The sequence below is a fragment of the Nocardia sp. NPDC051321 genome (genome assembly GCF_044455225.1).
GTDB lineage: Bacteria > Actinomycetota > Actinomycetes > Mycobacteriales > Mycobacteriaceae > Nocardia.
The window spans coordinates 408,059-419,959 of record NZ_JBITEM010000001.1 but is presented as its reverse complement, the minus strand read 5'-3'; the positions used below and the strand labels follow the sequence as shown (position 1 = coordinate 419,959).

Annotated in this window: 13 protein-coding genes; 8 read left to right on the top strand and 5 right to left on the bottom strand. The window is 66.5% G+C overall.

The window, feature by feature from the left end; translation table 11 throughout:
- Nucleotides 1–6: 6 nt before the first annotated feature.
- A complete protein-coding gene (locus tag ACIA8C_RS01915; RefSeq protein ID WP_397130364.1) occupies nucleotides 7–633 on the bottom strand; it encodes a TetR/AcrR family transcriptional regulator in 627 nt (208 codons plus the stop codon).
- Between the two features lie 214 nt (nucleotides 634–847).
- Between ACIA8C_RS01915 and ACIA8C_RS01910 the strand changes: the two genes are divergently transcribed.
- Together ACIA8C_RS01910 and ACIA8C_RS01905 are read left to right on the top strand one after the other, a co-directional pair.
- The gene (locus ACIA8C_RS01910) at nucleotides 848–1,252 is read left to right on the top strand and encodes a hypothetical protein (protein WP_397130363.1); all 405 of its coding nucleotides are present in this window, start codon (nucleotides 848–850) and stop codon (nucleotides 1,250–1,252) included.
- Nucleotides 1,253–1,341: 89 nt separating this feature from the next.
- Nucleotides 1,342–1,887: a hypothetical protein gene (locus tag ACIA8C_RS01905; RefSeq protein WP_397130362.1), complete on the top strand. Its 546-nt coding sequence runs from the start codon at nucleotides 1,342–1,344 to the stop codon at nucleotides 1,885–1,887.
- A gap of 19 nt (nucleotides 1,888–1,906) precedes the next feature.
- Here the strand turns inward: ACIA8C_RS01905 and ACIA8C_RS01900 are convergent, their stop codons facing one another.
- Nucleotides 1,907–3,241, bottom strand: a complete 1,335-nt coding sequence (locus tag ACIA8C_RS01900) for an aspartate aminotransferase family protein (RefSeq protein ID WP_397130361.1) — start codon at nucleotides 3,239–3,241, stop codon at nucleotides 1,907–1,909.
- Between the two features lie 86 nt (nucleotides 3,242–3,327).
- Here ACIA8C_RS01900 and ACIA8C_RS01895 point away from each other — a divergent pair, with 86 nt between their 5' ends.
- The 5 genes from ACIA8C_RS01895 (at nucleotide 3,328) to mug (ending at nucleotide 8,818) form a co-directional block, all read left to right on the top strand.
- A complete protein-coding gene (locus ACIA8C_RS01895; RefSeq protein ID WP_397130360.1) occupies nucleotides 3,328–4,239 on the top strand; it encodes a LysR family transcriptional regulator in 912 nt (303 codons plus the stop codon).
- A gap of 351 nt (nucleotides 4,240–4,590) precedes the next feature.
- The gene (locus tag ACIA8C_RS01890) at nucleotides 4,591–5,316 is read left to right on the top strand and encodes an NlpC/P60 family protein (protein WP_397130359.1); all 726 of its coding nucleotides are present in this window, start codon (nucleotides 4,591–4,593) and stop codon (nucleotides 5,314–5,316) included.
- A gap of 75 nt (nucleotides 5,317–5,391) precedes the next feature.
- Entirely contained in the window at nucleotides 5,392–5,814 is a 423-nt protein-coding gene (locus ACIA8C_RS01885; protein ID WP_397130358.1) for a hypothetical protein, read from the top strand.
- 6 nt (nucleotides 5,815–5,820) lie between these two features.
- The gene (locus tag ACIA8C_RS01880; RefSeq protein ID WP_397130357.1) at nucleotides 5,821–8,124 is read left to right on the top strand and encodes a caspase family protein; all 2,304 of its coding nucleotides are present in this window, start codon (nucleotides 5,821–5,823) and stop codon (nucleotides 8,122–8,124) included.
- Between the two features lie 157 nt (nucleotides 8,125–8,281).
- The gene (gene mug, locus ACIA8C_RS01875) at nucleotides 8,282–8,818 is read left to right on the top strand and encodes a G/U mismatch-specific DNA glycosylase (protein ID WP_397130356.1); all 537 of its coding nucleotides are present in this window, start codon (nucleotides 8,282–8,284) and stop codon (nucleotides 8,816–8,818) included.
- An 18-nt stretch (nucleotides 8,819–8,836) separates the two neighbouring features.
- On the opposite strand, the gene ACIA8C_RS01870 is transcribed toward mug, so the two are convergent.
- Together ACIA8C_RS01870 and ACIA8C_RS01865 are read right to left on the bottom strand one after the other, a co-directional pair.
- Nucleotides 8,837–9,010: a hypothetical protein gene (locus tag ACIA8C_RS01870; protein WP_397130355.1), complete on the bottom strand. Its 174-nt coding sequence runs from the start codon at nucleotides 9,008–9,010 to the stop codon at nucleotides 8,837–8,839.
- A gap of 75 nt (nucleotides 9,011–9,085) precedes the next feature.
- The gene (locus tag ACIA8C_RS01865) at nucleotides 9,086–9,661 is read right to left on the bottom strand and encodes a TetR/AcrR family transcriptional regulator C-terminal domain-containing protein (protein ID WP_397130354.1); all 576 of its coding nucleotides are present in this window, start codon (nucleotides 9,659–9,661) and stop codon (nucleotides 9,086–9,088) included.
- 51 nt (nucleotides 9,662–9,712) lie between these two features.
- Between ACIA8C_RS01865 and ACIA8C_RS01860 the strand changes: the two genes are divergently transcribed.
- Nucleotides 9,713–11,017 carry an FAD-dependent monooxygenase gene (locus ACIA8C_RS01860; RefSeq protein WP_397130353.1) on the top strand — a complete coding sequence of 435 codons (1,305 nt, stop codon included), beginning with the start codon at nucleotides 9,713–9,715 and terminating at the stop codon, nucleotides 11,015–11,017.
- Here the strand turns inward: ACIA8C_RS01860 and ACIA8C_RS01855 are convergent.
- Nucleotides 11,014–11,772 (bottom strand): glutamine amidotransferase, encoded by a 759-nt coding sequence (locus ACIA8C_RS01855; protein WP_397130352.1) that lies wholly within the window; start codon nucleotides 11,770–11,772, stop codon nucleotides 11,014–11,016. The two genes, ACIA8C_RS01860 and ACIA8C_RS01855, sit on opposite strands and share 4 nt — an antisense overlap.
- Nucleotides 11,773–11,901: the final 129 nt, after the last annotated feature.

The following is an 11,901-nucleotide window of genomic DNA, read 5'->3' as shown; positions in this document are numbered from 1 at the left end:
GGTCTCCTAGTTTCGCTCGGCAGGCTGGACGAACATCCGGGCGGCCATCGCACAGTGTTCTTGCACGGCCGCGGTGAGTGATCTGCTGGTGTCGGCGGTCGCGGACATCGCGGCCCGGGTGGTGATGTTGGTCATGACTCCCGCTGCGAGCGCGGCGAATTCGCGGGAGACCGGCTGGCCGGCCCGCGCGGACAACAGTTCGCCGACGACGGTCTCCTGCTGCACGCCCGCGGCCATGAAGGCCGCGAACACCCGCGGCTCTTCCTTGATGATCTCCATCACCAGCGAGATCGCTTCGCGCACTTCGTCTTCGGGCTCTAGTCCGGAGGAGAACAACCAGGTGAGGTCGGGCATGAGCACCCCGGTCGGCCCGCCGGAAACGAACTCGTCCCGCGCCGCGGGCGTACCGATCTCCCCGATCGGGCCGACGATCGCGTCGAGCTTCGTGTCGTAGTAGTTGAAGAACGTGCGCGGCGAGACCCCGACGACCCTCGCGATGTCATCCACGGTCGTCGCGTCGAGCCCGTGCGCGACCACCAGCCGACGCGCCGCCATGCACAGTTCGAGCCTGGTCTTGCGCTTCTTCTGTTCGCGCAGACCGAGCGGCGGTTCCTCGCGGGCGGGTGATGACATGGCAAGAATTTAACACAAACTGCAAAATTTCAGACAGTGCAATTTTCTGTGATCGTGCTCACTCACCCTTGCCGGGATTATCCAATCTACTGTTTGAATGCGTACTCGATCACACTTCATACACGCGAAGCGAGATAAGCGCTGGTCATAAGCAACCTCTCAGGATCGTCATCTACTGTTCATCTCAGTAGATGAGCAGAGAGGCAACGACGCCATGAAGCGATCACCCCTACGACCGACCGGCATCCTCCGCCGACATCGCCGCGCCACCGCACTCATATTGATCGTCGGATTACTCGGCACCGCAACGGTGCTCAGCACCGCCGTCGCGGTCGCCGATCCAGGCGCCCGCTCGAGCCACGCACCCGGACGCGCCGGTTCGGCCAACCCGGGCAACACGACCGGCGCACACCACATCGACCCGTTCGGCTACCACCACACCGACGCCAGCCCGTTGCAGCAGAACGAGCACCGGAACGCCCTGCGCGAGTATCGAAATCAGCAGAACCCGGCCGAGGCGACCGAGAACCGCGGCGGCGGAGCCAGCACCTGGACCGCCGTGCCGCGCTCCGACGGCGACGGCTGGGTCGTCTGCCGCCCCACTGCCAGCTGGTGCTAGCCGAACGGCCCCGAAAACCCCTGCAGTACTTCACATTACCGATCGGTGGCGCATCGCCCCGCCAGGTCGAGGACGAAAGAGAGAAGTCGATGAACACGGCAACGACGCCGAAAACCCCCGCGCTGCGACGCACTTCGCTAGCACTGCTCGCCGCGGCCACCCTGGCCGGCGGGCTCACCTTCGGCGCCGGAACCGCCGCGGCCGAGGCCAAGACCAGCGCGGCGAACCCAGGTGTGCACTGCCTGTGGGCAGGCACCGGCTACCCGCAAGGCGCGACCGTCGCCGCGGGCGGCCAAACCTTCCGCTGCGACACCGACCGCGGCGCGGCATCCTGGTCGCGCGGCCCCGCCGGGAGCACCAGGGCCACCGTCCCCAACCCCGGCGCCTACACCAACCCCACCGGCCTGTTCAGCGCGGGCGCGCGGCAGCCGGGCACCGGGTACAACGACTACTGCGTCGGCAGCCAGCTCATCGCGGGCAACGAGGACATCTACCAGGTGGTCGCGGCCCGTGACGGCCAGCTGCTGTGGAAGGCCGCCGCGCCGATCTCCGAGTGGGCCTTCGATGCCAACGACACTCGCCCCGGTCCGTCCTCGCGTTCGGTGAGCCTCTGTATCGACGGCAACCTGACCTGACGCGCCCTCGGCGCCATCGTCACATCCGCGCGGCCGCGTCGCCGATCGCCTCGTCGAGAATCGCCAGCCCGAGCGACAATTCATCCTCGGTGGCGGTCAACGGCGGGGCGATCCGGAACACCCCACCCATGCCGGGCAGCTGCACGATATTCATGTGCAGGCCCAGCTCCAGGCAGCGGCGGGTGACCAGCGCGCCGAGTTCGTCCGAACCCTGCTTGGTCTCCCGGTCGACGACGAGTTCGAGTCCGGCGAGCAGGCCGCGACCGCGGATGTCCCCGACGACGCTGTGCCGCTCGGCAATTCGCTCCAGTCCACGGCGCAGGAAGGCGCCGAGCTCGCCGGCCCGCACGTCGAGCTGGTCGCGGATCAGCACGTCGAGCACGGTGTTGCCGACCGCGGCGACCAGCGGGTCAGCGACATGAGTGGTGAAGAACAGGAACCCGCGATCATGCGCCTGCTGCTCGATCTCCGCGCTGGTGAGCACGGCGGCGAGGGGCAGTCCGGCGCCGAGTGTCTTGGACAGGGTAAGGATGTCGGGCACGATGCCGTCGCGCTCGAACGCGTACCAGGATCCGGTGCGGCACAGTCCGGTTTGCGCTTCGTCGAGGATCAGCAGCATGCCGCGTTCGCGGCACTTCTCGTGTAGCGCGGCGAAGTAGCCGGGCGGCGGTTCGACGACCCCGCCGGAGCTGAGGATCGGCTCGACGAGGCAGGCGGCCAGGCTGCCGACCGACTGGGCGTCGATCAGGTCGAAGGAGAAGTCGAGCTGGCGACGCCAGTCGAGTTCGCCTGCGGCCGTGGTGAAATCGGGCCGATAGGCGTTGGGCGCCGGAATAGCGAAGTTGCCCGGCGCGGCCGGGCCATACCCTTTGCGGCCCGCGCTGTAGGTCGCGCTCGCCGCGGCCTGGGTCATGCCGTGCCAGGAGCGGGCGAACGAGACGATCTCGTGCTTGCCGGTGACCAGCTTGGCCATCCGGATCGCCGCCTCGTTCGATTCGGCGCCGGTGGTCAGCAGCAGCGCCTTCTCCAGCGGATCGGGCAGGGTGCCCGCCAGCCTGCGGGCCAGGTCGACGACCGGGCGGCTGAGCATGCCGCTGAACAGGTGGTCGAGTTCGCCGACCTGACGGCGGACCGTCGCGACGATGTCCGGGTGCGAGTGCCCGAGGATCGCGCTCATCTGCCCCGACGTGAAATCCAGGATCTCCCTGCCACTTTCGGTGTACAGGAAGCTCCCTGCGGCGCGAGCGATGATCTCGGGGGTGAAGGTGCCCGCGCCCGCGTAGCGCACGAGGTGCCGGTCGGTGTCGGCCCAGAAGTCGTCGGTGGACTGCGGCGTGACAGTGGGAGAAGCCATGTTTCGACGGTAAGGGCGGTACGAGCGTCACGTCCATCTCACAATTCCGGCTGTGCTGTTCGGCTCAGCCGTACAACAATCGGGGGATGTTGAACCCGTGGCGGCTGCGTTTGCTCAGCCAACTCGATTCCCTCGGCACCGTCCGGGCGGTCGCGCAGGCGGCCGATCTGAGCGCGTCCAGCGTGTCCCAGCAGCTCGCGGTGCTGGAGGCGGAGACGCGCACGCAGCTGCTGGAACGCACCGGCCGCCGGGTTCGGCTCACCCCGGCCGGGCTCATCCTGGCCCGGCGCGCCAGGGCGATCCTCGATCACATGGGCACCGTCGAGGCGGAACTGCGCAGCCTCGGTGACGAACCGGCCGGGCTGGTCCGGCTCGGCGCCTTTCAAAGCGCCATCCACTCGCTGTGCGTGCCCGCGGTGACCCGGCTCGCGGCCGGGCACCCGCACCTCGATATCACGCTGCACGAGTTGGAGCCGCATGAGAGCATGCGCGCCTTGCGCGTCGGCGACGTCGACATCATCGTCACCACAACCGATTTCGTCGAGCAGCCGCTCGGCCCTGACATCGACATCGTGCCGCTGGCCACCGATCCGATCGTGCTGGTTCTGCCACCCGACCGGGCCGCCCGCGGACCCGCCGACCTGGCCGCGTACGCCGATGAGCCGTGGGCCTTCGATACGCCGGAGTCCTATATGGCGAAGCTGGCGACCAGGCTCTGCCGCGAATCGGGCTTCGAGCCACGGATAGTGTGCCGCTTCAGCAACTACATGATGGCGCTGCAACATGTCGAGGCCGGGCTGTCCATTACGTTGCTGCCCGGCCTCGCCATCGATCCGCGCTATCGCGTCGCGACCAGGGAACTCACCAGTCCTATTACCCGCACGATTACCGCCGTTATCCGCCGCGGCGCACCGCCGCGGGCGGCCGTGAATGTGGTGCTCGACGCTTTGCGCAGACACGGCGAGCTACCGGGCACGACCGGCTCGATCGGGCACTGAAAACAGTCGAACGAATAGCAGATCGCTCGCCGGCGAACAGTAAATAGCCCGCGACACGGCCCGCTGGTGCCGCAATTTCCAATGGAATTAATGATGCATTCATCGAGGTCAGCAACGGTTTTCGATACATATTAGATATTTAGTTACCGTTTCGTTATTAACTTTCAGTGTGTCGGAAATTTGTTCGAAGCCGCTTGTGTCGAAGGATGGAAATCGGATCCGCTTGGACTGACAGATCACCGTGATGTTCTCGAATCGTATTCGGAGACTTGGTGAAGTCCGGAACGCCAGCAGGTGCGGCGTCGCATGGCCGAGCCAAGGCCTTCGAAATGACCATCGGAGGACTTGATCATGTCGAAGACCGACGACGACGTCCGAAGTACCCGCTCGCTGCGGCGAGTGTTCTGGTGGACACTTGCCGCAGGCGCAGCCGTCTCCGGCGCACTTCTCTTCTCTGCCGCGGAGGCATCGGCCCAAACAGTGACCTTGCCCGGCGTCGGCAGTTTCGAAGTTCCTGACGAAATCTCGGTTCCCCCAGGCATTCCCGGCATTCAGGTCTCGGTGCCACCGCAGGAGAGCGCGCCATCCGCTGCTCCCTCCCGCACCGAGTTCGCCGCTCCCGGAATCACCTTCGCCCTGCCCGACATTCCGGGCGTCGAATACTCCGGCCTGGCAGGCATTCCCGGCATCAAGCCGCCGAATACGTTGCACCCGCAGGTCGCGCCGATGAAGACGACCGGCGAGGTCGCCGTCGAAGCGGCCCGCGCGAAGATCGGCTCCGGCTACGGAACCTCGGCTGGGCCTGATGTTTTCGACTGCTCGGGCCTGGTCCAATGGTCCTACCAGCAGGCCGGTGTCTCGGTCCCACGCACCAGCTACGACCAACTCGCCGCCGGAACTCCGGTGTCCAAGGACGATCTGCGCCCCGGCGATCTGGTGTCGTTCTACGGCGGCGGCCATTCCGCGCTCTACGCCGGTGACGGCAAGGTCATCCACGCCTCGAGCTACGGCACCGGTGTCGTGGAGTCGCCGATGTCGGAAATGCCGTACGCGGGAGCCTGCCGATTCCGGAACTGATGCCACTCGATGCGCTACCCGCAATGGAGCAGGTGTGAGAGTCTGTGGTCACGCGTGTAATCCGAGCGAGGGGCGATGGGCGAAACCACTGAAAAGTTCGGCACCGTAAGCGAAAAGTCCGTCCGATTGGTGATAGATGCCGGTCCGGAAGCCGACGCCGAAGAGACCGATCGGCTGGCCAGGCTGCTGGGGGTGGAGCTGGCTGATCTGGACGTCGAGTCGGTGGCCTTTGCCTCCGAGGGCGTGCCGCCCGAGGGTGCCAAGGCCGCCGATCCGGTCACCGTCGGCGCGATCATCGTGGCGCTCAGCGCCAGCGGCGGTGTCCTGGCCGGGCTCATCGCCATCGCGCAGGACTGGCTGAGCCGCCAGGGCGCCCGCAAGCGCATCGAGGTAACCATCGAGGGCGAAACCCTAGTCTTGGAGCGGGCCACCTCTCAGGAGCGAGACGCCTTGGTAGCGGCCTACCTTCGTCGCCACGGCGGCGGACAAGCGGGGTAGTTCACCATGGGGCGGCGGCTTGCCCTGCTGATCGCCACGTACCAGTATCGCGACGCCGGGCTGCGCCAGCTCACCGCGCCCGCGCACGATGCCGAGGCGCTCGCGGCGGTGCTGTCGAATCCCGCGATCGCCGATTTCGAGGTGACCACGCTGATCAACGAGCCGCACCACGTGGTCGGCCGGGCGGTCGGCGAGTTCTATCGCGACCGCAGGCGCGACGATCTGACCCTGCTCTACTTCACCGGCCACGGCGTCAAAGACGACGATGGGCGGCTCTACCTCGCCATGTCCGACACTCTGCGCGACAACCTGCTGTTCACGGCGGTCTCGGCCGAGCAGATCGATCAGGCGCTGGAGAGCTGCCTGTCCCGCCGCAAAGTACTTATCCTGGACTGCTGCTACAGCGGCGCGTTTCCGGCGGGCCGAAACACCAAAGCAGAGAGCACCGTGCACACCACCGCACGCTTCCAGGGTCGCGGCCGCACGGTGCTCACCGCCTCGGACGCGACGCAATACTCCTTCGAAGGCAACCAGATCTCGGGCACGGCAACACAATCCGTCTTCACCAAGCACCTGGTCGCCGGATTACGCGACGGCAGCGCCGATCTCGACGACGACGGCGACATCACCCTCGACGAGCTTTACAGCTACGTGTATGACCGGGTGGTCGAGGAGATGCCGCAGCAGCGTCCGAAGAAGCAGGACAATGTCGAGGGCCGCACCATCATCGCCCGCAATATCAACTGGGCCCTGCCCGCCTACCTGCGCAACGCCATCGACAGCCCTTTCCCCGAGGACCGCCTCGCCGCCCTCGACCGCCTGAACCATCTGCGCCGCATCGGCAACGACATGGTGCGAGCCCAGGTGGACATCGAGATTCGCCGTCTCGCCGACTATGACAGCAAGGCCGTCTCGGAGCCCGCGGCACTCACCCGGTCGGAGCCCGCATCACCTGGCGAAGCACCGATCCCGGCCGTGCCAAGTACCGCGCCGAAACCGATCCCGCCGCCCGCGTCCACCGAACTCGACCAGCATGGACCGACCGGCGACGAGATCAGCCGCTCGGGGGCTCTCGATTTCGGGGACGACGTTTGGCACGACCGGCCACGAGGGCTTGTCGAGTACCTCCGCGAGGTGCTGTATTCCATTCGTCGTTTCGTTCGCCACAACAAAGGAAAGAGTTTCGGCGCAGCCGTCGTGGTTCTCTTGGTGGCCGCGCTGACCGTGTATCTGCTCAACCGCGACGGGGAGACAGCCGCGGATACCGGTGGCGGCGAAGCACCGGGCTCCGGGGTGATCGCTACGCTCACTGGATTCCCCCAAGCGGTGTCGAAGGTGACCTTCAGCGCGAAGGGCGACCTGCTCGCGGCTAGTTCCGATGGACCGGGCGCCGGCACAACCCATGTGTGGCGGTTGCCACAAGTACAACACTTGAACGAATACGCCGGGCATAACCCAGTATTCAGTCCGGACGGCAGTCATCTGGCACTCGCCCGTGAGGGTGCCGCGCAGCTGATCAATCTGAACACCGCCGATGCCATCGACCTGCCCGGGCACGCAGGCAACGTGCAGCTGGCCTTCAGCCACGACGGCAAGGTACTCGCCACAGCCGCTACATCTACCGTCACCGCCGAGTACGACAACCCGGTGCATCTCTGGGAGGTGCCTACCGGCAAACTTCTCGGCGATCTCACCGGTCACACGAACGGCATTCAGAGTCTTGCCTTTAGCTCCGATGACCAAACCCTGGTCACTGGCGCGGCCGGTGGCTCGGTCCGGGTGTGGGACATGGCTTCTCGCTCGACGAGATACACCCTGACCGCGGGCGACCAGGTCATGCTGAACCCGCAGGGCAATGTCTTGGCCATCAGTGGCTGGCAGGGCGAGAAGGGGGTGCAGCTGATCGATCTCGCCACCGGCAGGCGGCTGGCTAACCTCGGCGGCTTCACGACAGGTCTCGCCTTCCCTGTCTCGTTCAGCACCGATGGGGAGATGCTCGCAGTCGCAGGCACAGGCGACCCGGACCGAGGCGCGATTTTCCTGTGGCGCACCGGCACCGGCGGTCTCATGACGACGTTACGCCCCGCCGATGCCGCTACCTTCGCTCGCCGAACTCTGCTGATCATCAGCGCGGGCAATGACGCGAAACTCTTCGACACTGCGACCTTGGGCCGGACGCACATGGCCAACCTGTTCACCTTCACCGGTCACCTCGACCGGATCACCACGGTCACCGTCGCACCCGACGGCCGGACAGTGGCCACCGGCAGCGCCGACAAGACCGTGCGAATCTGGGAATTCCCGGCTTGACCCGATCATCGCCTGTCGAAGTGCGCAGACACGCTGCGATCCGGTTGTTCGCCGCTCGCGTGCCGAGGAAATGAAGCACTCCGTGAGACGACCGTATGGTGAAGACGCCGTGAGACAAGCGGAAAGCCCAGCGACGCAGGCAGCGAGGAGAGTTCGGATGAAGGATATTCTGGCCGCTGAGCTCGACGTGCTCTTCTGCGGTATCAACCCGGGCCTCTCGTCGGCTGCCGTTGGTCTGCCTTTCGCGACCCGCGGCAGCCGGTGGTGGCCAGCTCTGTATCGGTCGGGCTGCACGCCGCGGGTGCTCGCGCCCGCCGAAGCCGACCACCTGCTCATCTGGAGGCTTGGCCTGACGACCATGGTCCGTCGCCCAACCGCCAAGGCAGCCGAACTGACCAAGTCGGAACTACTGGCCGGAGCCGCCGAACTGACGAAACGCGTGCACATTTGGCGACCGCGCTGGCTGGCGATTCTCGGAGTCACCGCATTTCGCGCCGGCTACGGACGACCGGACGCCACCGTCGGGCCACAGGATCTCCGCATCGGCGAGACACGACTTTGGGTGCTCCCGAACCCAAGTGGTCTCAACGCGCATTATCCGCCCCAGCGCCTGGCGGAGGAATTCACGCGGCTGCGCCGAGCGGCTGCCGTACCGGATCGAAGTCGACCTTCCGGAGATCCCGTGCGACATTAGCTGCATTCGCGTCGCGAATCAGTCGCTTTCGGTCGTTTCGTCCGCGGGTGCGGACGCGGCAGGCCCGGCGATCCGAATCACCCCGGCATCCAGATCGAGCGCGAGCCGAGGACGGTGCGGCTGCCCATCACTGTCCCCGCTGCCCTCGTCGGCCAGCTTCTGTCCTGGAAATAGTTCGCCCATGACGCCCATAACTCCACCATAGACCCGGGCTCGGCGGCCGATGCCGGTGAGCCACCGTACGTTTCTCGCTCACAAACTTGCGTTCTAGGGACACGCGAGGAATTTGGCGATACCGAAATCGAAACGCTCGTCGAAGGATTCGTCGGTCAGCGCCGCGAAAACGCGCTGCAATGCGGGGCGTTGCCCGACGTTCAGGTCGCGCACGGAGCGCTCCGGTAGCGCCTGCTGCTCCTGACACAGCCCGAGAGTGAAATAGATGATGCCCCAACAGGTCCAGGCTGCTTCCCGGGGCGGCAGCCCGCCGTCGAGGAGGGCAGCGGCGAGTGCCTCGGCGACATCCAAGGTGGCTGGTTCCGCGGCGGAAGTGCCGGTGACGACGGCGGCGCCGTCACGGTGGGCCAGCAGGGCACGGCGGTAGCGGCGGACGATCTCGGTCGCCCGCTCGCGCCAGTCCTGCGGCAGGCCGTCGAGCGAGACGCCTGCGACGATCGCGTCGGCCATCAACTCCGCGAGCCGCGCCTTGCTTTTGGTGTGCCAGAGGACCGTGTTCATCCGCACGCCGAGTCTCCCGGCGATGGCACGCAGCGATACCGCGGCGGCACCGTGCTCGTTGAGGATTTCCAGGGCGGTCCGCACCACATCCGCTTGACTCTTGGTCACTGACCTAGTGTACTCGAATCACATTGTTGGTCAGTGACCAAGGGAGAAATCATGCTTGATGTCGTTGTGGTGGGAGCCGGTCCCACCGGTCTGTGGCTCGCCGGTGAGTTGCGCCTCGGGGGCGCTACCGTCACCGTGCTGGAGGCGCGGCAAACCCGGGAGCCGAATTCGAAGGCGCTCACGATCCATCCGCGCACGATCGAGATCTTCGACTGTCGCGGCATCGCGGAACCGTTCCTGACCGAGGGCATCCGCATACCGAACGGGCATTTCGCCGGGCTCCCCCAACGGATGGACTTCTCGGTGCTGGACACACCGTTCCCGTTCACCCTGGCCCTGGTACAGGCCCGCACCGAGGAGCTGCTCGAGGAACGGGCCCGGCGGCTGGGCGCGACCATCCGCCGGGACTGCCGGGTCACCGGACTGACCGACGACGGTGTCGAGTTGTCCGGCGGGGAGGTCGTCGCGGCTCGCTACGTGGTCGGCTGCGACGGGACCCGCAGCACCGTCCGGACCGCCGCGGGCATCGGATTCCCCGGGACCGAAACCACCACCTGGGGATGGCTCGGCGATGTCGTCCTCGACGATCCCCCGCCGCCCGGTTTCGCCGGCGTCACCGGTACCGACGGCGGGCTGATGATCGCGCCGCTCCCCGGCGGGATGCACCGGCTCGTCGGCGGAGATCCGGCAACCAACCGCCCGGAATGGCCTGGCGATCTCACTCTCGACGAACTACGAGCGAACGTCCAGCGGATCGCGGGAACCGATTTCGGCATGCGCGACCCGGTGTGGCTGTCGCGTTTCGGCGACGCGGCCCGGCAGGCCGACACCTATCGCGCGGGCACCGTGCTGCTCGCGGGCGACGCCGCACACATGCACTTCCCGGCAGGCGGCGTCGGCATGAACGTCGGCATCCAGGACGCACACAACCTGGGCTGGAAGCTCGCGGCCGTCGCCACAGGAAACGCGGAGCAGGCACTGCTCGACACGTATCACGCCGAACGCCACCCCGTCGGCACGGCACTGCTCGAACACACCAGAGCCCAGACCGCGCTGATAACGGCGTACTCACCGCAAGGCCAAGCACTGCGCGCGTTGCTGAGCGACTTGATCGCGACCACGCCGGACATGTCCCGCCAACTCGCCGAACGATTGTCGGGCCTCGACGTCACTTACGCCACCGGCAAGCGGGTACCCGACCTTTCTTTTCCCGACGGTTCCACGCTGTTCGAACTGTTGCGCACCGGGCGCCACGTCGAGACCCACGTCGGTTTGGTACGCCCGGACGGGCATCTACTGGCGCGCCAGCCTGTCGGGGACCGACTCGAACCCCTGCCCGAACCTGCGTCGGGCTAGCAGCAGTCCAGCCCCGTTTCGCTGTGGTACCTGGTGACGAATCGGCGCAATATCTCCTTGGGCGTGGTGATTGCTTCCCGGTGCCCCAACGCGATGAGGTAGTCCGCCTCGTCCGGATCGAAATAGCCTGCGTGCCGGTAGGTTTCGATGCGTACCGCGAGTCCGTCGCCGTCGAGTTCGGGATGGAACTGGGTCGCGTAGACGTGCTGGCCGACCCGGATCATCTGCACCGGGCAGTCCGCCGAGGTGGCGAGCAGCACCGCGTTCGGGGGCACCTCTTGGCACGCTTCCTTGTGTCCGACGAAGGCGCGGAACGACTGTGGGGCGCCACGGAGCAGCGGGTCTTCGCCTGCGCGGTCGGTCAATTCGATGGTCTGCGCGCCCGGCGGCTCGTCGTAGCGTTCGCCGCTCACCGTGCCGCCGAGCACATCGGCCAGGATGCTCAACCCGTAGCAGGCACCCAGATACGGGAAGTCGCGGGCCACGATCTCGGCGAGCAGCTTTTTCAGTCCGGGCTCGAATCGCAGCTGGTAGTCGTATTTCTCGGCGTCCGGATTGCCGACATTACTCGGCCCGCCCCCGACGATCACCGCCGAGAAATCGTCGAGGGCCAGGTCGGGCAGGCCCTGCCGGTCCATCTGCACCCGCACCACGGCGCCGGGATCGAGCTCGCCCGCGCGCAGGACGGCTTGGTATTCGTCGTCCGCGGCGGGGCGCTCGGGTCGCAGCTGGAGCAGCAGGCAGGGCTTGGGCATGCACAGATTGTGCAAGACCGGCGGCGCCGGAAGGGCGTTACGCGGACAAGTGGCGAGCCACCCTGGGCAAATCGTCGGTCGTTCGGATGACGGTCGTACAGCGGATACCCGGCCTCGATCGCGGCTGTC

Bases quoted from the DNA above. Each gene is read 5' to 3' on its own strand.
- ACIA8C_RS01890 (WP_397130359.1), top strand. From the start codon at position 4,591: ATGTCGAAGACCGACGACGACGTCCGAAGTACCCGCTCGCTGCGGCGA.
- ACIA8C_RS01880 (WP_397130357.1), top strand. From the start codon at position 5,821: ATGGGGCGGCGGCTTGCCCTGCTGATCGCCACGTACCAGTATCGCGAC.
- ACIA8C_RS01885 (WP_397130358.1), top strand. From the start codon at position 5,392: ATGGGCGAAACCACTGAAAAGTTCGGCACCGTAAGCGAAAAGTCCGTC.
- ACIA8C_RS01855 (WP_397130352.1), bottom strand. From the start codon at position 11,772: ATGCCCAAGCCCTGCCTGCTGCTCCAGCTGCGACCCGAGCGCCCCGCC.
- ACIA8C_RS01915 (WP_397130364.1), bottom strand. From the start codon at position 633: ATGTCATCACCCGCCCGCGAGGAACCGCCGCTCGGTCTGCGCGAACAG.
- ACIA8C_RS01900 (WP_397130361.1), bottom strand. From the start codon at position 3,241: ATGGCTTCTCCCACTGTCACGCCGCAGTCCACCGACGACTTCTGGGCC.
- ACIA8C_RS01910 (WP_397130363.1), top strand. From the start codon at position 848: ATGAAGCGATCACCCCTACGACCGACCGGCATCCTCCGCCGACATCGC.
- ACIA8C_RS01860 (WP_397130353.1), top strand. From the start codon at position 9,713: ATGCTTGATGTCGTTGTGGTGGGAGCCGGTCCCACCGGTCTGTGGCTC.
- ACIA8C_RS01905 (WP_397130362.1), top strand. From the start codon at position 1,342: ATGAACACGGCAACGACGCCGAAAACCCCCGCGCTGCGACGCACTTCG.
- ACIA8C_RS01870 (WP_397130355.1), bottom strand. From the start codon at position 9,010: ATGGGCGTCATGGGCGAACTATTTCCAGGACAGAAGCTGGCCGACGAG.
- mug (WP_397130356.1), top strand. From the start codon at position 8,282: ATGAAGGATATTCTGGCCGCTGAGCTCGACGTGCTCTTCTGCGGTATC.
- ACIA8C_RS01895 (WP_397130360.1), top strand. From the start codon at position 3,328: ATGTTGAACCCGTGGCGGCTGCGTTTGCTCAGCCAACTCGATTCCCTC.